General features: G+C 70.6%; 14 protein-coding genes. 8 read left to right on the top strand and 6 right to left on the bottom strand.

Annotated elements, in window-relative coordinates:
• Positions 1–112 precede the first annotated feature (112 nt).
• A complete protein-coding gene (locus AB3X08_RS06850; RefSeq protein WP_420018504.1) occupies positions 113–3,715 on the bottom strand; it encodes a hybrid sensor histidine kinase/response regulator in 3,603 nt (1,200 codons plus the stop codon).
• 238 nt (positions 3,716–3,953) lie between these two features.
• Here AB3X08_RS06850 and AB3X08_RS06845 point away from each other — a divergent pair, with 238 nt between their 5' ends.
• The 4 genes from AB3X08_RS06845 (at position 3,954) to AB3X08_RS06830 (ending at position 6,177) form a co-directional block, all read left to right on the top strand.
• Complete coding sequence (locus AB3X08_RS06845; RefSeq protein WP_369937134.1) at positions 3,954–4,619, top strand: YceI family protein; 666 nt, start codon at positions 3,954–3,956, stop codon at positions 4,617–4,619.
• On the top strand, positions 4,616–5,182 hold the full coding sequence (locus AB3X08_RS06840; RefSeq protein WP_369937132.1) for a cytochrome b: 567 nt from the start codon (positions 4,616–4,618) through the stop codon (positions 5,180–5,182). The genes AB3X08_RS06845 and AB3X08_RS06840 overlap by 4 nt, the downstream gene beginning before the upstream one ends.
• 11 nt (positions 5,183–5,193) lie before the next feature.
• A complete protein-coding gene (locus tag AB3X08_RS06835; RefSeq protein WP_369937130.1) occupies positions 5,194–5,760 on the top strand; it encodes a YceI family protein in 567 nt (188 codons plus the stop codon).
• A 207-nt stretch (positions 5,761–5,967) separates the two neighbouring features.
• The gene (locus tag AB3X08_RS06830) at positions 5,968–6,177 is read left to right on the top strand and encodes a hypothetical protein (RefSeq protein WP_369937128.1); all 210 of its coding nucleotides are present in this window, start codon (positions 5,968–5,970) and stop codon (positions 6,175–6,177) included.
• 73 nt (positions 6,178–6,250) lie between these two features.
• On the opposite strand, the gene AB3X08_RS06825 is transcribed toward AB3X08_RS06830, so the two are convergent.
• Positions 6,251–7,783, bottom strand: a complete 1,533-nt coding sequence (locus AB3X08_RS06825; protein WP_369937126.1) for an amidase family protein — start codon at positions 7,781–7,783, stop codon at positions 6,251–6,253.
• A gap of 151 nt (positions 7,784–7,934) precedes the next feature.
• The gene (locus AB3X08_RS06820; RefSeq protein WP_369937124.1) at positions 7,935–8,165 is read right to left on the bottom strand and encodes a glutaredoxin family protein; all 231 of its coding nucleotides are present in this window, start codon (positions 8,163–8,165) and stop codon (positions 7,935–7,937) included.
• A gap of 90 nt (positions 8,166–8,255) precedes the next feature.
• Between AB3X08_RS06820 and AB3X08_RS06815 the strand changes: the two genes are divergently transcribed.
• The 4 genes from AB3X08_RS06815 (at position 8,256) to AB3X08_RS06800 (ending at position 16,416) form a co-directional block, all read left to right on the top strand.
• Entirely contained in the window at positions 8,256–9,638 is a 1,383-nt protein-coding gene (locus tag AB3X08_RS06815) for an L-serine ammonia-lyase (protein WP_369937122.1), read from the top strand.
• Positions 9,639–9,988: 350 nt separating this feature from the next.
• Positions 9,989–12,976, top strand: coding sequence for a two-component regulator propeller domain-containing protein (locus tag AB3X08_RS06810; RefSeq protein ID WP_369937121.1), 2,988 nt, complete (start codon positions 9,989–9,991; stop codon positions 12,974–12,976).
• 69 nt (positions 12,977–13,045) lie between these two features.
• A complete protein-coding gene (locus AB3X08_RS06805; protein WP_369937119.1) occupies positions 13,046–14,053 on the top strand; it encodes an alpha/beta fold hydrolase in 1,008 nt (335 codons plus the stop codon).
• Between the two features lie 308 nt (positions 14,054–14,361).
• A complete protein-coding gene (locus AB3X08_RS06800; protein WP_369937117.1) occupies positions 14,362–16,416 on the top strand; it encodes a glycosyl hydrolase family 18 protein in 2,055 nt (684 codons plus the stop codon).
• A 159-nt stretch (positions 16,417–16,575) separates the two neighbouring features.
• Here the strand turns inward: AB3X08_RS06800 and AB3X08_RS06795 are convergent, their stop codons facing one another.
• Genes AB3X08_RS06795 through metX form a run of 3 tightly spaced genes read right to left on the bottom strand, consistent with a single transcriptional unit; the run spans position 16,576 to position 19,921 of the window.
• Complete coding sequence (locus tag AB3X08_RS06795) at positions 16,576–17,637, bottom strand: homoserine dehydrogenase (RefSeq protein ID WP_369938461.1); 1,062 nt, start codon at positions 17,635–17,637, stop codon at positions 16,576–16,578.
• Positions 17,638–17,657: 20 nt separating this feature from the next.
• Complete coding sequence (locus tag AB3X08_RS06790; protein ID WP_369937115.1) at positions 17,658–18,875, bottom strand: O-succinylhomoserine (thiol)-lyase; 1,218 nt, start codon at positions 18,873–18,875, stop codon at positions 17,658–17,660.
• Positions 18,872–19,921, bottom strand: a complete 1,050-nt coding sequence (gene metX / locus AB3X08_RS06785) for a homoserine O-succinyltransferase MetX (RefSeq protein WP_369937114.1) — start codon at positions 19,919–19,921, stop codon at positions 18,872–18,874. The genes AB3X08_RS06790 and metX overlap by 4 nt, the downstream gene beginning before the upstream one ends.
• Between the last annotated feature and the right edge of the window lie 4 nt (positions 19,922–19,925).

The raw sequence follows: 19,925 nt of genomic DNA, 5'->3' as shown, positions 1-19,925 counted from the left end.
TCGTCGGCGATAAGCGCCGCCGCTGGCAACAGACCGGTGGCGGGACGCGGAACTCGGGACTCGACGCGGCGCTTGCGTTGCCCGCGCATCCGCAGCGCCTTCCGACAAGACGCTACGCTTTCCGCGTACCCGGTCCCGCGTCCCGCGCTCCGGCGTCCCCCTGCATCGCGCCCGCGATCGCTTCGGCCAACATGTCGCCGGTGACTGGCTTACGCACGAAACGGGCGAAACCGGCCGCCTTGGCCGCGGCCTCGGCCTCGCCGTCGGAACGCGCGGTCACCGCGATCAGCGGGAAGCCGTAGCCGAGCGCACGCAATTGCCGCGCCAGCGCAAGGCCGTCCAGCGCCGGCAGGTCCAGGTCCAGCAGGCCCACATCGAACGTGCCCTGGGTCACTTCGGTCAACGCCTCCAGGCCATGCGCAGCGCAGGCGACATGATGGCCGCGGCTGCGCAGCAGTTCGGCCATCACCTGGGCCACGGTCGGTTCGTCCTCGACCAGCAGGATCCGCAGCGGCGCCTGTGCCCGCGCCGGCAGCGGCACCACCGTCACCGCGGCGGCAGGCCGCGCCTGCCAGCGCAGCGGCAACGTCACCCGGAAGCGTGCGCCGTGCCCGAGCCGGCTGTCGACCTGGATGCGCCCGCCCATCGCCATCGCCAGCTCCTGGCTGATCGCCAGGCCCAGCCCGCTGCCGCCGTAGCGGGCGGCGGTGCGCGGACCTTCGCCCTGTTCGAAGCGCTGGAACAGCCGCGCCTGCTGTTCGGCGCTGATGCCCGGACCGGTGTCGGCGACCTCCACGCACAGCCCGTGTCCGCTGTGCAGCGGCGACACGTGCAGGGTCACCGAACCGCTGGCGGTGAACTTGATCGCATTGCCGATCAGATTGAGCAGGATCTGCCGCACCCGCACCGCGTCGCCGTTGACGGTCACCGCACCCGGCAAGGTGTCGTGGCATTCGAAGCGCAGGCCGCGCGCCTGCGCCAGCGGCGCCATCAGATTCACCACGTCGGCGATCAGCGCCTGCAACGCGAACGGCTGCAGGTCCAGCTGCAGGCGCCCGGCCTCGATCCGCGCCAGATCCAGCGCGTCGTTGACCAGATGCAGCAGGTGCGTGCCGGCATGGCGGATCGATTCGGTATAGCCGCGCTGCTTGGGATCCAGCGGCGTGGCCAGCAGCAGTTCGCTCATGCCGAGCACGCCGGTCATCGGCGTGCGCACCTCGTGTCCGAGCGTGGCCAGGAAGCGGGTCTTGGCCAGCGACGCCTGCTCGGCCACTTCCTGCTTGTGCAGCGCCAGCTGCCAGGCGTGCTGGCGGCGCAGGCGACGGCGGTAGGCGCGCAGCGAGGCCAGCACCAGCAGCGCGGCGGTGGCGAGCAGCCCGGCAATGCCCCAGACGCTGCGCCACCACGGCGGATACACCCGGAACGGCAGCCGCAAGGTCGGCGACCAGGCGCCGTTGCGGGTGCGCGCCTGCACCTCCAGCACCTGCGCACCGGCCGGCAACTGCGGCAGCGTGCGCTCGCCGGTCGCGCCGACCACGATCCAGTCGCGGTCGTAGCCGGCCAGGCGGAAGCGGTAGACGATGCCCTCCGGATCGACGAACGACAGCAGCCGCGCCACCACGCGCAGATCGCGATCGTCCGGCTGCAGGGCGAAGCCGCCGCCCACCGGCAGCGCCAGCAGCCGCTCGCCGCGGCGCACCTGCACGCTCTCCACGCTCAGCGTCAGCGGCACCGGCGACGGGTCCGGCAACCGCGTATCCAGCAACACCACGCTGCCATCGGCGGTGGCCGCCACCAGCACCCCATCGGCCGCCATCAACAACCCGCGCTTGACCACTTCCTGGCTGCTCAATCCATTGCGGGTGCCGAACGCGCGCACCGCGGGCGTGTGCCGCGGATCGATCCGGAACAGGCCGCGGCGGGTACCCAGCCAGGCGCGTCCCTGCTGATCGACCACCAGGCCCTGCGACTCGATCGCCGGCACGCCGTCGGCCGCCGCATAGCGATGCACCTGCTGCCAGCGTCCGCCCTCGCGCCGCCACAGCTCCAGTCCGGACAGGCGATGCAGCCACAGGGTCTGCGCATCGGCGAAGGCGAACGACTGCACCCGCTCGCCGGCAAATTCCGGCGGCGCGCGGAACTGCCCGGCGGCGGTGTCCCAATAGTGCAGGCGCTCGGCGGCCAGCCACGGCGTGCCGTCCGGCGCCAGGTCGAACGCGGCGATATCGGCGGCGGCGGCCAGCCCGCGTTGCGGACCGTGGATGTTGTCCAGCACATGGCCGTCGGCGAGCGCGCGCACCTGCACGCCGAAGCCGGGCGCGGCCACCCACAAGGTGCCGTCGGGACGCTGGCGCAACCAGCTGTTGACGCCAATATCGGGGGTCGCGTCGGCCGCCGAAGTACGTCCCCACCCCTGCAGCGCGCCGCCGTGGGCAGGACCGCGCAGCAGTTGCGCGCTGCTGCCCAGCCATACGTCGCCGGCCGTGTCTTCCAGCACCGACAGCACGCGCACGCCGGGCAGGCTGGGCGTCCACTGCGGCTTGACCAGCTCGCCGCTGGCCGGCTGCAGCCGGTACACATTGCCGCCGGTGCCGGCCAGCCACACGCCGCCGTCGCGGGCCGGCGCCAGGCTGGCATACAGGTCCGGCACCAGGCCGTGCGCCGGCCCCAGCACCGCCAGCCGCCGCCAGCTCGGGCGCAGGTAGCCCAGGCCGCGGGTCGGCAACGACACCCACAGTCCGCCTTCCTTGTCGCGCAGCATGCTCACCACCACGTTGGCGCCGGCCACCGCCGCCTCGCCCTCGGCGATGCGGCGCAACGCGCCGTCGGCCGGCTTGTGCCACAGCCCCTGGCCGTTGCCAAGCCAATAGCCGCCGTTGCCGTCCTCGGCCATGCACAGCACCCCGCGCTGCAACGCGCCGGTCCAGTCGGCGCGCTGCCAGCGACCGTCGTGGCCGAGCCGGTACAGCTCGCCGTTGGTGCTGACCCACAGGCCGTCGGACAGCGCGATGACCGCCGCGACCTTCTGCGGCGCATCCGTGGGACCGGGCAGGCGGTAGGCGCTGGCGCGCTTGCCGTCGTAGCGCACCATGCCCTTGAAGGTGCCGATCCACAGCACCCCCTGCGCATCGAACCCCAGGCCGACGATCACGCCGTCGAGCATCGCATCGACCTCGCCGTCGCCGGCCTGGATGCGCTGCACGCGCCCGTCCGCGGTCACCCGGTACAGGCCGCCGGCGTAGGTGCCGAACACCACCTCGTCGCCGCGGCTGGTGATCGCGAACACTTCGTCGCTGCGCATCGCCGGTTGCGTGGCCATGTTGAAATGGCGGAACCCGCGGCGCGCGGTATCGAGCATGCTCAGGCCGCCGCCTTCGCAGGCGACCCAGACCCGGTTGCGCGCATCGATGTGCAGTTCCTGCACGTAGTTGCAGCGCAGCGACTGCGGATCGTCCGGGTCGTGGCGCCAAAGGCGGAATTCGCGCCCGTCGTAGCGGGCCAGGCCGTCGCCGCTAGCGATCCACAGGTAACCGTCGCGGTCCAGGGCCAGCCGCGAGATCTCGCTGGACGGCAACCCATGCTCGGCGCCCAGCACGCGGAACCGCGGCAGTTCCGGCACCGCCGCCAGTGCACCGCTGCAGCAACCGGCCAGCAACAGCAGCAGCCAGGCGAGCGTCCAGCCGCGGCGCAGGCGTCGAGGACACGGGATTTGCATCGACATCGGCTCCAGCGGCAGTGAACGATCGGCGGCGGATGAACACCGGCGCACTGCCGGGGCCGGCCGCAGACAGCGCGACCGCTCCGTGCCGCCTTGATGCGGCAGCGTTCTTATACCGCGGGGGGCCGCAAAATCCCACCCGCCGCGCAACGCAACGAACCATTGCGCCATGCGCTGGCGCAGGCGCGGCGGACTGCGCCTAGAATCCCGCCTACCCTTCCCGCCTGGCCCACCCATGCTCCAGCGCTGCCTGATCGCCCTGCTGCTGACCTTGCCGACCGCCGCGCTGGCCGCCCCGGCGCAGTACGCGCTGGATCCGGTGCACACCCGCGTGTTGTTCGCGATCGAGCACGCCGGCTTCTCCAAGGCGCTGGGCACCGTGTCCGGCAGCACCGGCACGCTGGCGTTCGACCCGGACGACTGGCGCAGCGCGCGGCTGGACGCGCGGGTGCCGCTGCAGCGCCTGGACCTGGGCGACGACAAATGGAACCGCGCTGCGCTGGCGCATAACCTGGTCGACGGCGAGCGCTTCCCCGAGGCGCGCTTCGTCTCCACCCGGATCGAGCCGATCGACGCCACCCACGCCAAGGTGTTCGGCACGCTGACCCTGCACGGGGTCAGCCGCGAGATCGCGCTGGACGTGACCCTCAACGCGCTGAAGCGCCACCCGCTGCCGCCGTTCCGCCGTACGGTCGGCTTTTCCGCCACCACCACGCTGCAGCGCGCCGACTTCGGCATCGCGGCCTGGCCGTCGGTGATCGGCGCCACGGTCGAGTTGCGCATCGAGGCCGAGGCCACCCGTGAGGGCCGCGCCGATGCCGAGCCACCAGCGGCGGACGCGCCTGCCGCCGACACCCCCACTCCGCCGCCCAGCGTCAGCCAGGAACCCACCACGCCATGACCGCCAAGAACACCGCCGAACGTTGGGGCGGCGTCAGCCAGACCCTGCATTGGCTGATCGCCTTCCTGATCCTGCTGCTGGGCGTGGTCGGCCTGACCATGGGCGAACTGCCGAAGACGCCCAAGTATTTCTGGGTCTACACCGCGCACAAGTCGCTCGGCCTGACCGTGCTGGCGCTGGTGGTCGCGCGCCTGGGCTGGCGCCTGTATGCCGGCGCGCCCAAGCCGGTGCCGGGCACGCCGAGCTGGCAGGAACGCATCGCCGGCGCCACCCACACGCTGCTGTACGTGCTGATCTTCGCCATGCCGCTGTCCGGCTGGCTGTACGACTCCAGCAGCGGCCTGCGCCCGTTCCGCTGGTTCGGCCTGGTCGCCGTGCCCAAGCTCAGCGCGCCCGATCCGCACCTGCGCGACCTGTCGCATGCGGTGCACGAATGGGGCTTCTGGATCCTGATCGCCGTGGTGCTGGCGCATGCCGGCGCCGCCTTCTACCACCACCTGTTCCAACGCGATGCCACCCTGGCGCGGATGTTGCCGCGCGGCTGGCTGACCCCCAAATCCTGAGGAGTTCCATCATGTCGTCCCGTTTCGCCTCCCCCGCCGCCGTTGCCGCCAGCCTGGTGGCGATGCTCGCCGCCGCTCCTGCGTTCGCCGCCGATTACGTGCAGGCCGCGGGCTCGAGCCTGGTGTTCGCCAGCAAGTACGACGGCGAAGTGTTCACCGGCCAGTTCCCCGGCTTCGACACCAAGCTCAGCTTCGACCCGGCCAATCTGGCCAGCGCCAAGCTCGACGTGGCGATTCCGCTGGCCGGCGCCAAGAGCGGCAACAGCGACCGCGACTCGACCTTGCAGGGGCCGGACTTCTTCAACGTGGCCAAGTTCGCCACCGCCCACTACCGCGCCGACAAGTTCCGTTCGCTGGGCAACAACCAGTACGCCGCCGACGGCACCCTGGAATTGCGCGGCGTGTCCAAGCCGGTGACCCTGACCTTCACCTGGACCCCCGGCGCGCAGCCGGTGCTGGCCGGCAAGGCCACCGTCAAGCGCCTGGACTTCGGCGTCGGTGGCGGCGACTGGGCCGACACCAAGACCATTCCCAACGAAACCGCGATCAGCACCAAGGTGGTGTTCAAGGCGAAGTGATTCGCCACAGGCCGCTGCGGCACGCGGCCACTGGGCGGCGGATTCCCTCGTCGGGTCCGCCGCTTTTTTTGTGCCTGGACGTACGCTGCGCGGCCAGGCGCACGCCGTGCCGGCGGCATCGCCGCCAACGGGCCTTGTGCGCTCGCGCAGGTGGCACCGGGGCCGGACGGGCGCGCGCACTTGCCGCGCATGCCACACACTCTGGTCATGCAACGGGAACTCTTTAGGAGCACGCGCCTGATCGGCCGCCACCTGCGCCTATCCGACGTCGATGCCTTGCTCGCGGTCTATGGCGATGCCGAGGCCATGCGCTGGGTCGGCGACGGCACATTGAGCTGCTGCTTCGCATGGCATGCGGACACGCCGCCAGCGACCAAGCATCCGCACGGCGCCGCGGCCGGCCTGTCGGCGGAATAGAAGCAAGGCGCTTTCTGGCCACGACGGATTGGCCTTGCCGCACGAGCGCGATCGCCGCTTGTGGCGCGCCGCTTCAATAGACGAAGCGGTCGCCCGCAAGCGGCGGCGTCGCCGCCGGCTGACGCAGCGCGTGCGTACGTTGTTCGAAGGCGAAGCCGTAGCCCAACAGCCGCTGCTCGCTGAACTCCGGCCCCATGAACGACACTCCCACTGGCAAGCCGTCCGCGGTGAAACCCGCCGGCACCGTCAGCTCGGGCCAGCCCGCTACACTCGCCACGCCCGGACCGAAGTTGCCGAACAGGCCGCGCGCATTGCGCTGCGCGGGTTCCCCGATCCGGTTGATGCGCATGGTCTGGGTCGGATAGACAATCGCGTCCAGACGGTAGCGGGCTAGGACCGCCTGCATCGACGCCTTGACGAACTGACGGCCCTGGTCGCGGGCGGCGAGATAGACCGGATCGGTCGGCGGCGCCGCCGCGGCCTCCTCGCGATATCCATCGAGGCGCCCGGGATTCGGGAAGGCGCCGGCCGGCGGCGCCGCATTGAGCACTTCGCTCAGCGCCAGGATATCGGCGTGGCGTTGCGGATATCGTGGCGGGAAAGAGGCCGACAGATACGCATCGAGACTGGGTGCGGCTTCGGTGCGCACGAGGATCGCCTGCAGCTCGCCGCTCAGGCGCAGCAACCACGGCGGCAGCTCGATCTCCACTACCGCCGCGCCGCTCGCCCGCAACGCGTCGAGAGCGGCCTCCATCGCCGCGTCCACCTGCGGATCGTCGCCGGAAAAGTCGCGCCGCGGAAAGCCGATGCGCGCACCACGCAGCGCATCGGTGCGCAGCCCGAGCATGGGATCGGCCGCAGAGCGGCCAGTGGCGTCGTACGCCGTCACTGGCCGCCGGACCGCATCTTCCAGCACACTCAGCACCAGCGCGGCATCGGCGACGGAGCGCGCGATCGGACCGACCGCATCGAGCGTGGGCGCATTCGGCTGGATGCCTGCATAACCGATCGCGCCGGTGGTCGGACGCAAGCCGACCACGCCATTGGTTGCCGCGGGCCAGCGCGCCGAGCCGGTGGTGTCGGTGGCGATGCCCACAGGCGCGTAGCCGGCCGCAACGCCCACGGCAGTCCCGCTGGACGAGCCGGCCGGACTGTAGGCGAGATTGTGCGGATTGCGCGTCTGCCCGCCTAGCGAACTCAATGCCGGCCCCGACGCGAGCTCGCTCAAGTTGACCTTCGCCAGGATGATGGCACCCGCCTCGCGCAGCCGCACGACGACCGCTGCATCCGCGTACGGCACCGCGCCGCGCAGGCCGTAGAAGCCGAGCGTGGTGGGGAGGTCGCGGGTATCGATATTGTCCTTCAGCAGCACCGGAATGCCATGCAGCGGCGAGCGGCGTCCGCTGGCACGGCGCTCGGCATCCAGCGCGCGGGCCTGCTCCAGCGCGTGCGGATTGAGACTGATGACCGCATGCAGCTGCGGATCGTAGGCGTGGATCCGGGCCAGCGACAGCGCGACCAGTCGCTCGGAATCCAGCGCGCCGCTGTCGATCGCGCGGTTGATCTCGGCGATGGTCGCGGTCTGCAGGTCGAAACGGCGCTGCACCTGATCTTGCGCTGCGGCCACGCTCCACAGCAGAGCAAGCACTGCCACTCCAGTACGAAAAGGAACCCTCATGTCGCCGCCTCTGCGTTTGTCGCCATGACTGTGGATGACTTGCGTCGATACCGCCGCGCCAGGTGCCCCGCCTGCCAGACTACTGCTCGGCCGTCAACCAGATCCTGACCTGCGCCACATCGAACGGCCAGTCCAGCTCGCGCTCCGCCGCATCGCGCAACACCGGCACCCGCTCTCCATAGCGTGACTCCAGCGCGGGGTCGCCATCGATGAACACGCTTTCCAACTCGCCCACGCGCGCCTGCGCCAGGACCAGCAGCGCCTGGTCGCACAGATGGCAGTCGTCGCGCTGGTACAGGGTCAGGGACATGGTCGCGGCTCCGATGCTGCGTTGCGGGCGTGCGCGATGCGCCGGGAGCATAGAATAGACGGTCTTTGGCCTTCCACCTCTCCGGCACGTATGGCTGTCAGCACCTTCGACCTGTTCAAGATCGGCATCGGGCCGAGTTCCTCGCATACCGTGGGGCCGATGCGTGCGGCCGAGCGCTTCGTGCACCGTTGGCTGCTGGATCCGGGCCGGCTCGGCGAGGTGGTGCGGATCCGCGCCGAGGTGTTCGGCTCGCTGGCGCTGACCGGACGTGGCCACGGCACCGACAAGGCGGTGCTGCTGGGCCTGGAAGGCCAGCGCCCGAACCTGATCGACCCGGACATCATCCCGAGCACGCTGGAGCGCATCCGCGGCAGCAAGCGCATCAACCTGATGGGCCAGCACAGCATCGCCTTCGACGAGAAGCGCGACCTGGCCATGAACAAGCGCCAGAAGCTGCCGTACCACACCAACGGCATGCGCTTCACCGCCTATGCCGCCGACGAGGAGGTGATCGCCACGCGCGACTACTACTCGGTCGGCGGCGGCTTCGTGGTCAATCAGGACGACGCCGCCGACGACCGCATCGTCGCCGACGAAACCCCGCTGCCCTACCCGTTCAAGAGCGGCGACGAGCTGCTGGCGCAGGCCGCGCGCAGCGGCCTGAGCATCGCCGCGCTGATGTTCGAGAACGAGAAATGCTGGCGCAGCGAGGACGAGATCCGCGCCGGCCTGCGCGAGATCTGGAACGCGATGCAGGCCTGCGTGGCGCGCGGCATCCGCGAGGAAGGCACGCTGCCCGGCGGCCTGCACGTGTCGCGGCGCGCGCCGGCGCTGTACCGCGAGCTGTCGTCCAAGCCGGAAGCGGCGATGCGCGATCCGCTGACCACGCTGGACTGGGTCAACCTGTACGCGCTGGCGGTCAACGAAGAGAACGCCGCCGGCGGGCGCGTGGTCACCGCGCCGACCAACGGCGCGGCCGGGATCATTCCGGCGGTGCTGCACTACTTCGACCGTTTCTGCCCGGGCAGCGACGAACAGCGCATCTTCGATTTCCTGCTGACCGCCGCGGCGATCGGCATCCTGTACAAGGAAAACGCGTCCATTTCCGGCGCCGAAGTCGGCTGCCAGGGCGAAGTCGGCGTGGCCTGTTCGATGGCCGCCGGCGGCCTGGTCGCCGCGCTCGGCGGCAAGCCGGGACAGATCGAGAACGCCGCCGAGATCGGCATGGAACACAACCTCGGCCTGACCTGCGACCCGATCGGCGGGCTGGTGCAGATCCCCTGCATCGAGCGCAACGCGATGGGCGCGGTGAAGGCGATCAACGCCAGCCGCATGGCCATGCGTGGCGACGGCAAACACAAGGTGTCGCTGGACAAGGTGATCCGGACCATGCGCGACACCGGCCGCGACATGCAGGACAAGTACAAGGAAACCAGCCGCGGCGGGCTCGCGGTGAACGTGATCGAGTGCTGAGATGATGGCGCGGGCGTGCCCTTGATGTCCCGCGCGGATCGCACGCTGCGGCGCATGCGGGGGCCACGCCGGCGCGCGGACTCGGATCGCGCGCCGCGGCCGCGCGCCGCCACGCCGCACGGGTCGGACCTGGCCGAATGACAGGCCTTGCGGCCGTCGCCATCGCCATTGCCATCGCCGACGCCGCGCAGGCCTTTGCTGCAGTACGGATAAAGATCGGCGCACTTGCGCCGATAGCGACTTTGACGATCCGCCGAGCCGGCACTGGAATGCCCTTGCAGTCCCACCCCGCTTCCTGGTGCACCTGTGCGCTAAAGCTGGCCATGCTCCTTGCAGCGTGGATCTCGCTCGTGCCGACGGCGGACGCCTTGCAGCCGGACAAGCAGTTCAATCACTACGAACGCCAAAGCTGGGGCCTGGAGCAAGGGTTGCCGCAGCTGAGCGTGCAGGCCTTCGCGCAGGACCGGCAGGGCTATCTGTGGATCGGCACAATGGGCGGGCTGGCGCGCTTCGACGGCGTGCGCATGACCACCTTCGGCGAGAAGGCGCCGGCCAACCTGCCCGGCCCGTGGATCAAGGCCTTGCAGGTGGACCCGCGCGGCGACCTGTGGATCGGCACTTACCGCGGCCTGGCGCGCTACCGCGACGGCCGCTTCAGCAACCTGCTGCCGCAGGATCCGCAGGCGTCGCTGCTGAACATCGAAGCGATCGCGGTCGACGCGCAAGGCACGGTGCTGGTCGCCGCGCAGGACGGCGTCTATGCCGTGGTCGGCGACCGCCTGCGCCTGCGGCATCGCATCGCCGACGGCGCCTATGCGCTGCTGCCGCGCGGCGGCGAGCTGTGGGTGGGGACGCGCGGCGCCGTGCTGCGCTTCGCCGAGGGCGACGAGGAACCGCTGCCGCTGCCGGCCGATGCGCACGCAGCGCCGGTGCGGCAATTGCTGGACGCGCAGGGACGGCTGTGGGCCGGCAGTCGCGACGGCCTGCTGTTCCGCCGCGATGGCCGCTGGCAGCGGCTGCCGGGCGACCCGGCGGTGACCCGGCGCGCGGTGCAGGCGCTGTTCCAGGACAGCGACGGCAATCTGTGGGTGGGCTTGCCCGGCTATGTGCTGCGCGTGCGCGACGGCGGCATCGTCGAGCAAAACCTGCAAGGCGATCGGGACGAGGGTGCCAGCGCGATCTTCGAGGACCGCGAGCGCAACCTGTGGCTGGGCAGCTCCCTGAACGGCGCAACCCGGCTGTGGAACGGCTGGACCCGCCGCTACAGCAGCTACGAAGGCCTGACCGACCCGCTGGTGTGGACGCTGGCGCGCGATCCCGACGGTTCGCTGTGGGTCGGTACCGGCAACGGCCTGGCGCGGCTGCGCGCCGGCCGCTATCAGCAGGTGCTGCGCCGCGACCAGCTGCCTACGGACGTTCCCTATACCCTGCTCGCCGAACCCGGCCAGCTGTGGATCGGCACCCGCCGCGGCGCGCTGCTGTACCGCGACGGGCGCGCCACCGAGCCGCCGTGGCTGGCGCCGCTGCACGAACTGCAGGTCAGCGGCATCGTCCGCGATCGCGCGCAGCGGCTGTGGTTCGCCACCAGCGACGGCCTGTTCCGCAGCGACGGCGCGCACTTGCAGCGCTACGGCAACAGCGAGGGCCTGCGCGACCCGCGCATCCGCCTGATCCACGAGACCCGCGCCGGCCGCCTGCTGATCGGCTCCCAGGCCGGCCTGTACGAACTGCGCGACGAGCGCCTGCTGCCGCTCGCCGAGGCCGGCTCGGCGCTGGCCGACGCCGACGTCACCGCGATCCACGAACTGCCCGGCGGACAGTGGGTGATCGGCACCCTGGCCGATCAGCTGTGGGTGTTCGACGGCAAGCGCTGGACCATGTTCGACGAACGCGACGGGCTGCCGGCCAACGCCGCGTTCTTCATCGCCGACGACGGCCACGGCAGCCTGTGGGTGGCCGGCCTGCGCGGCGTGTACCGGACGCCGTTGGCGAGCCTGCTCAAGCGCATCGAGGTGCCGAGCACGCCGCTGCAGGCCGAACTGCTGCTCAACGAACGCGGCCAGCGCCACGGCGGCGTGCAGGGCCTGTGCTGCAACGGCGCCGGCAACGGCAAGGGCTTCATCGACAACGGCACGCTGTGGCTGCCCAGCCGCGACGGGGTGGTGACCATGGACACTGCCGGCATCGTCAAGAATCCGGTCGCGCCGCAGCCGGTGGTGGAACGGATCCGCGCGCAGGGCCGCTGGCTGGCGCCGCAGGCGCTGCGCGACACGCCGCTGCCGGCGCAGGCGCGCGACCTGGATTTCGAGTTCACCGCGCCCTCGTTCCAGGCCCCCGAAAACGTGGAGCTGCGCTACCGCCTGGTCGGCTACGACACCCAGTGGCGCAGCCTGGACGACATCCGCCAGCGCGTAGCCAGCTATACCAACCTGCCCGGCGGCGACTACGTGTTCGAGGTCGCCGGCAGCAACAATGCCGGCGTCTGGACGCAGGCGCCGGCACGGCTGCCGCTGCGGATCCGGCTGCGCTTCCAGGAGACGCTGTTCTACAAGCTGCTGCTGGGCCTGGGCGTGCTGGCGCTGGCGCTGCTGTGCATCGGCATCGCGCGCGTCGTCAACCAGCGACAGCGCGAAACCCTGGAACGGCAGGTGCGTCAGCGCACCGAGGCGCTGCAGGCAGCCAACCAGCGCCTGCAGGAAGCCAGCTTCACCGACGACCTGACCCAGCTGCGCAATCGCCGTTACCTGTCGCTGCACATCCCCAGCGACATCGCGCTGTACCGGCGCATGGCCGCCAACGACCAGGACATGCTGTCCTCGGGCATGCTGTTCGCGCTGATCGATATCGACCATTTCAAGGCGATCAACGACAGCGGCGGCCACCACACGGGCGACGCGGTGCTGCAGCAGATGGCGCAGTTGCTGGTCAAGCTGACCCGCGAAAGCGACTACGTGGTGCGCTGGGGCGGCGAAGAATTCCTGCTGGTGCTGCGCTCGGCGCCGCGCGAAAACCTGACCGTGGCCGCCGAGCGCCTGTGCCGCTCAATCGCCGCGCACAGCTTCGCGCTCGATCACGGCCGCCATAGCCAGGTCACCTGCTCGATCGGCCTGGCCGAATTCCCGTTCGTGCACGATCCCGACAGCCGCCTGGGCTGGGAGCAATTGCTGATCCTCGCCGACCGCGCGCTGTACCAGGCCAAGGCCAAAGGCCGCAACGGCTGGGCCGCGTACCGGCCGGTGCTGGGCACCCAGGCCGAGCAGGTGCTGGCGGCGCTGCAGGAACCGGCCGAGCGCATGCAGTACCACGCCTGCCTGAGCCTGGTGCATTCGCGCTGCTGAAGCGCGTTGACGCGGCCCGCGCATGGCCCGGGCTAGAGTCGCGGCATCCCCGCACTCGCTTCAGTCCGCATGCGCCGACACTCGCTCCTCGCCGCGCTCGCCGCCGCGCTCCTGCTGCCGCCCTGCCATGCCGCCACGCCCACGCCGCGCTACGGCGCGCAGCTGGAAGGCTTCGACTATCCGTATCCGGTCGCACGCTACGAATTCACCTCGCAGCGCCAGCCGCTGCAGATGGCCTACCTGGACGTGGCGCCGAGCGGCACGCCGAACGGCCGCACCGTCGTGCTGCTGCACGGCAAGAACTTCTGCGCCGCGACCTGGGAGTCGGCGATCGCCGCACTGGTCGCCGCGGGCTATCGGGTGATCGCGCCGGACCAGGTCGGCTTCTGCAAGTCGAGCAAGCCGCAGGCCTACCAGTTCTCCTTCGCGCAACTGGCGGCCAACACCCATGCACTGCTGCAGCACGCCGGAGTGACCCAGGCCGTGTTCGTCGGCCACTCGATGGGCGGGATGCTCGCCGCGCATTACGCCCTGCAGTATCCGCAGGACGTGAGCCGGCTGCTGCTGGTCAATCCGATCGGGCTGGAGGACTGGAAGGCGGCCGGCGTGCCGTGGCGCAGCGTCGACGATTGGTACGCGAAGGAACTCAAGACCGATGCCGCTTCGATCAGGCAGTACCAGCAGAACGCCTATTACGGCGGGAACTGGAAACCCGACTACGACCGCTGGGTGACGATGCAGGCCGGGCTGTACGCCGGCCCCGGCCACGAGCGCGTGGCCTGGAACCAGGCGCTGACCTCGGACATGGTGTTCAACCAGCCGGTGGTGCAGCAGTTCCCGCAACTGCGCGTGCCGACCACGCTGTTCATCGGCCAGCGCGACCGCACCGCGATCGGCAAGGACCTGGCGCCGCCGGCGCTGGCCAAGACCCTGGGCGACTATCCGGCGCTGGGCAAGCGCGCGGCGGCGGCGATTCCCGGCGCGACGCTGGTCGAATTCGCCGACCTGGGCCACTCGCCGCAGGTCGAAGCGCCGCAGCGCTTCAACGCCGCGCTGCTGCAGGCGCTGTCGCACTGAACCCGGCGCCGGTTGCGCCGGCCTGGCCGCAGCCGCTTCACCTTTGCCGCCCCGCAACATGGAGCGCGCCAGGACGCCGTCCGCGCGCGCCTCAGAACCAACGTTGTCACTAATTAATGTGATGCCATCCCCGATAGCTTTGCGTCGGTAATTGACAACGTTATCAACGGAGCCGAGCGTCGGTTTTCCAGCACCCCGCGGCGCGCCACCCTCGCCGCGCCCGGCACCGCTGGAAGGCAGCCAGCAGGGGGAGAGTCCGGCTGTTCCGACAAAGCACCACCTACGCCACACAGACTGGAGGTTTCACCATGAACGTGAAATGCGCTCTCCCGTGGTTGCTGTGCTGTACCGCCCTCGCCGGATTCGCGCCGCAGGCACGGGCGCAGTCCGTCTCCTGCACCGGCATCGCCGCATGGAACGCCGCCACGATCTACCAGAGCGGCGACAAGCTGACCTTCCAGGGCAAGCTGTACCAGGCCACCACGCAGATCTGGAACGCCGCGCCCAACTACTGCAGCAGCTGCGGCTGGTACCAGGAACTGGGCACCTGCAGCGCCACCGCCAACCAGCCGCCGAGCGTGGCCCTGACCGCTCCCGCCAACGGCGCCAGCTTCGCCAGCGGCGCCTCGATCACCGTGTCCGCCAACGCCACCGATGCCGACGGCAGCATCGCCAAGGTCGAGTTCTTCCGCGGCGGCACCTCGCTGGGCAGCGACAGCAGCGCACCCTATGCGGTGACCTGGAACAACGCCGGCGCCGGCAGCTACCAGCTGACCGCCGTGGCGACCGACAACCAGGGCGCGACCGCCACTTCCGCGGCGCGCAGCATCACCGTCACCGGCACCGCGCCCACCGACACCACGCCGCCGGGCGTCCCTAGCGGCCTGGCATCCAGCACCCAGACCAGCAGCAGCGTGACCCTGTCGTGGAATGCGGCCAGCGACAACGCCGGCGGCAGCGGCATCGCCGGCTACCGCGTCTACCGCAACGGCACGCTGGTCGGCTCGCCGACGGGCACCGCCTACACCGACACGGCGTTGGCGGCCGATACCGGCTACAGCTACCAGGTGGCCGCGCGCGACAACGCCGGCAACGTCTCGGCCAACAGCGCGGCGCTGAGCGTGCGCACCAAGCCGTCCGGCAGCGGCGGCGGCAAGCGGGTCATCGGCTACTTCGCGCAGTGGGGCATCTACGGCCGCAACTACCAGGTCGCCGACATCGAGAAGAGCGGCTCGGCCGGCTACATGACCCACATCAACTACGCCTTCGGCAACGTGCGCAACAACCGCTGCGAAGTGGGCGTGGTGCAGCCGTCCGATCCCAACACCGGCGCCGGCGGCGACGCCTTTGCCGACTACACCAAGGCGTTCGCGGCTGCGCAGAGCGTCGATGGCGTGGCCGACACCTGGGACCAGCCGCTGCGCGGCAACTGGAACCAGCTGAAGAAGCTCAAGGCCAAGCATCCGGGGCTGAAGGTGCTGATCTCGCTGGGCGGCTGGACCTGGTCGCGCGGCTTCGCCAACGCCGCGCGTCCCGAGAACCGCCAGGCCTTCGTCGCTTCGTGCATCGACGCCTACATCCGCGGCAACCTGCCGGTCACCGACGGCGCGGGCGGCGCGGCGGCGGCGGCCGGCGTGTTCGACGGCATCGACATCGACTGGGAGTACCCCAACGCCTGCGGCATCAGCTGCGGCAGCGCCGAGGACCGGCAGAACTTCACCGCGTTGCTGGCCGAGTTCCGGCGCCAGCTCAACGAGGTGCGCTCCGGCCTGCTGCTGACCGTGGCGGTGGGTGCCGGCGTGGACAAGATCCGCGCAACCGATCCGGGGCAGTACCACCCGTCGCTGGACTACATCAACGTGATGACCTACGACTTCCATGGCGCGTTCGAGCCGATCACCAACCACCACTCGGCGCTGTTCGATTCGCCGGCCGATCCGTCCACCGGCGACCAGCGCTACTACAACAGCAACGATGCGATGCAGGCGTTCCTGGACGCAGGAGTTCCGGCGGCCAAGCTCAATCTCGGCATCGGCTTCTACGGACGCGGCTGGACCAACGTGCCCAACGTCAACAACGGCCTGTACCAGAGCGGCAGCCCGGCTCCGGGCACCTACGAGGCCGGCATCGAGGACTACAAGGTCCTCAAGAACGCGGCCGGCACCTCGCATACCGATAGCGCCGCCGGCGCGCACTGGAAATACAACGGCAGCACCTTCTGGAGCTACGACACGCCCGCGGTGATCACCCAGAAAATGGGCTACGTGAAAGCCCAGGGACTGGGCGGCGCGTTCTTCTGGGAGTTCAGCGGCGATGCGCCGCAGGCGGAACTGGTCAAGGCGCTCAGCAACGGCCTGCAGTGACCGCCAGCGCGCAGCGAGGCCACTAATGCAAACGCCGGCGCAAGCCGGCGTTTGTCTTCGTCATCGCGGGATTCGCCTCGGCGCATCTCGGCCGATCTGCCGGCTGCGCTCGCGCACACGCACGCGCACGCAAGCGTCCACCACGCTCAGCTTCAGCGCTCAGGCGGCGATGCGCAGCACATCGTCGAGCAGCGCGGCGGCCGTCACCTCGGCGCCGGCGCCCGGGCCCTGGATCAGCAAAGGCTGCTGCAGATAGCGGTCGCTGTGGATGGCGACGCGGTTGTCGGTACCGGCGCCGCTGGCCAGCGGATGCGCCAGCGGCAGTTCGCGCAGCCCCACCGACGCGCCATGCGCATCGAAGCGGCCGACGAAACGCAGGCAGGCGCCGTTCGCGCGCGCCTGCGCCAGGCGCGCCGCCAGCGGCGCATCCAGCGTCGACAACGCCGCATCCACATCGCGCGGCGCCGCCGCGGCGAGCGCGGGCGGCAACAGCGAATCGACCTGCACCTGCTCGGCGCGCAGCGCCAGCCCGGCCGCGCGCGCCAGGATCAACAGTTTGCGGCGCACGTCCTCGCCGGACAGGTCCTCGCGCGGATCCGGCTCGGTGTAACCGGCCGCCGCCGCCTCGCGCACGCACTCGGAAAACGCGCGGCTGCCGTCGTAGCGATGCAACAGCCACGCCAGCGAACCGGACAGCACGCCCTCCACCGCATGGATATGGTCGCCGCCGGCAGCCAGCGCGCGCAGGCTGCTCAACAACGGCAGGCCCGCGCCGACCGTGGCGCTGTCGCCGTAGTGCGCGCCGCCGGCATGCCGCGCGGCATGGATCTGTTCGGCGCGCGCCAACGCCGCGCCCTGGCCGAGCTTGTTCGCGGTCACCACGTGCACCCCGCGCGCCAGCCATTCGGCATGCCGCTGCGCCACCGCTTCGCTGGCGGTGGCATCGACCACGATGTCGCCGGCACGCAGGTCGGCCGGTTGCGGCGCGCTGCCGCCAGCGCCGCGCGCGGCGGCATTGGCCACAACAAGCGCCTGTGCCGGCGCTTGCCGGCAGTCCTGCAGGATCCGCGAATTGGCCAGCCAGGCGAACGCCGGCAAGCCCGGGCGGCGTTGCTGCAGCACCTGGTAGCGCGCGACGAAGGCGCGGCCGACCGTGCCGGTGCCCAGCAGACCCAGCCGCGGCAGTGCGGCTTCGTCCGTCCGCGCCGGCGCCGGCGCTATCGCATCGGCAACGCTGCTGCTCACGCGTCCACCCGTTTGCGCGCCACCGCCTCGCTTGCCTGCTGCGCACGCAGCAGACCGGCCTGCAGATCGGCGATCAGGTCCTCGCTGGATTCGATGCCCACCGACAATCGCAGCAGCCCATCGCCGATGCCGGCGTTGGCGCGCGCTTCTGCGGTCATCGCCGCATGGGTCATCGTCGCCGGATGCGCGACCAGGCTCTCGACCCCGCCCAGCGATTCGGCCAGGGTGAAATAGCGCAGGCCATCGACGAAGGCACGCACCTCGGCTTCGCCGCCGGCCAGCTCGAAGCTGATCATCGCGCCGAAGCCGGTCTGCTGCCGCGCCGCCACCGCATGCCCCGGATGCGTCGCCAGGCCCGGGTAATAGACCTGGTTGACCGCGGCATGCCCGTCGAGCAGCGCCACCACCGCCTGCGCGTTTTCCTGGTGCACGCGCAGGCGCGCATCCAGCGTGCGCAGGCCGCGCAGGGTCAGGAACGCGTCGAACGGCGATCCGGTCAGGCCCAGCGCGTTCGCCCACCACACCAGCTGCTGGTGCAGTTCGGCGCTGGCGGCGATCACCGCGCCGCCGACCACGTCGCTGTGGCCGTTGACGTACTTGGTGGTGGAATGGATCACCAGATCGGCGCCGAAGGCAATGGGCTTTTGCAGCGCCGGCGACAGGAAGGTGTTGTCGACCACCGCCAGCGCGCCGGCCTTGTGCGCCGCATCGATGACGAAGCGCAGGTCGGTGATGCGCAGCAGCGGATTGGACGGGGTCTCGATCAGCACCAGCTGCGGCGACTGCGCCAATGCCTCGGCCAGCGAGCGCGGGTCGGTCAGGTCGGCGGTGATCAGCTCGAAATGGCCCTTCTTGGCCAGCGCGTTGAACAGCCGCCAGCTGCCGCCGTAGGCATCGTGCGGCACCACCAGCTTGTCGCCGGGCTGCAGCAGCGCGTTCAGCACCAGGTTGATCGCGCCCATGCCGGTGGCGGTGATCACGCCGCCGGCGCCACCTTCCAGCTCCGCCAGCGCTTCGCCGAGCAGGTCGCGGGTCGGATTGCCGCTGCGGGTGTAGTCGTACTGGCGCTTGTTGCCGAAGCCGTCGAAGCTGAAGTTCGACGACAGCACGATCGGCGGCGTCACCGCGCCGTAGGCGGTATCGCGATCGATGCCGGCGCGCACCGCGGCGGTGGCGGCGCTACAGGGCAGATCGTGGTCGTGAGAAGTGCTCATGCGGTAGCTCCGGTGGGGCGAAGGGCGGTGGCGAGGATCGCGTCGATGCGGTCGGTTTCTTTCAGGAAGGCGTCGTGGCCGTACGGCGAACGCAGCACGCGCAGACTGCCGCGCGGGCCCAGTCCTTCGACCAGGGTGACCAGGTCGGCCAGCGGCACCAGGCGGTCGCCTTCGACCGCGACCACCACGGTCGGCACGGCGACGGCCGCCGGGTCGATGCGGTGCAGGTCGATGGATTCGGACAGGCGCAGGTAGGCGTTGACCTGGGTGCGCGCCACGTACTGCGCGCCGGCGGCATCCAGGTAGTCCTCGGCGGCGACGCGCACCCGGCCGTTGATGACTTCCGGCGGCGCGTCGAAACGCTCGCCGAACTCTTCCGGGGTGCGGTAGCTGAGCATCGCGAACTGCCGCGCCAGCGACAGCCCGTGGCTCTCGGCGCACTGCAGTTGGCCCAAGGCCACCGCGCGGCGCTGCAGCGCGCGCCACGCCGCAGCATACGGATGCGCGCGGTGCGCGCCGCTGACCGCGACCAGCTTCAGCAAGCGCTGCGGATGCCGCACCGCCAGCTGCAGGCCGACCAGCGCGCCGTAGGAATAGCCGACGAAGCCATGCAGTTGGGCAATGCCCAGGGCATCCAGCAGCGCGGCGATCGCATCGGCCTGGTCGGCGCTGTCGATCGGCGCGTCCAGGCTGCCGTCGGCACCGACGAAATCGTAGGCCAGCAGCCGCCGCTGGCTCGGGTCCAGCGCCCGCCCCGGCCCGACCAGGCCTTCGGCCCAGCCCTTCTCGGGGAAGCTGGCGTTGGCGGCGAGATGGCGATGCGCGGAAATGCCGCCGGCAACGAACACCACCGGCGCGTCCGCCGGGCCGCTCAGTTCGTAGCGCAGGCGCAGCAACTGCACGCCGGCATGGCGCAGCGGCAGCGCCACCGCCACTTCGCCGCGCATCGCGACGACGCCATCGGCGGCCGGCGCAACGGCGGCGGCATAGCGGTCCAGCGGCACATTCACAGCAAGGGGGCGGTTTGGCGTGTTCACGAGGCTCATGGCG

Source organism: Xanthomonas sp. DAR 34887 (assembly GCF_041245805.1).
Lineage (GTDB): Bacteria > Pseudomonadota > Gammaproteobacteria > Xanthomonadales > Xanthomonadaceae > Xanthomonas_A > Xanthomonas_A tesorieronis.
The sequence above is the reverse complement of the archived record's forward strand: the minus strand, read 5'-3'. Positions and strand labels throughout refer to the sequence as shown.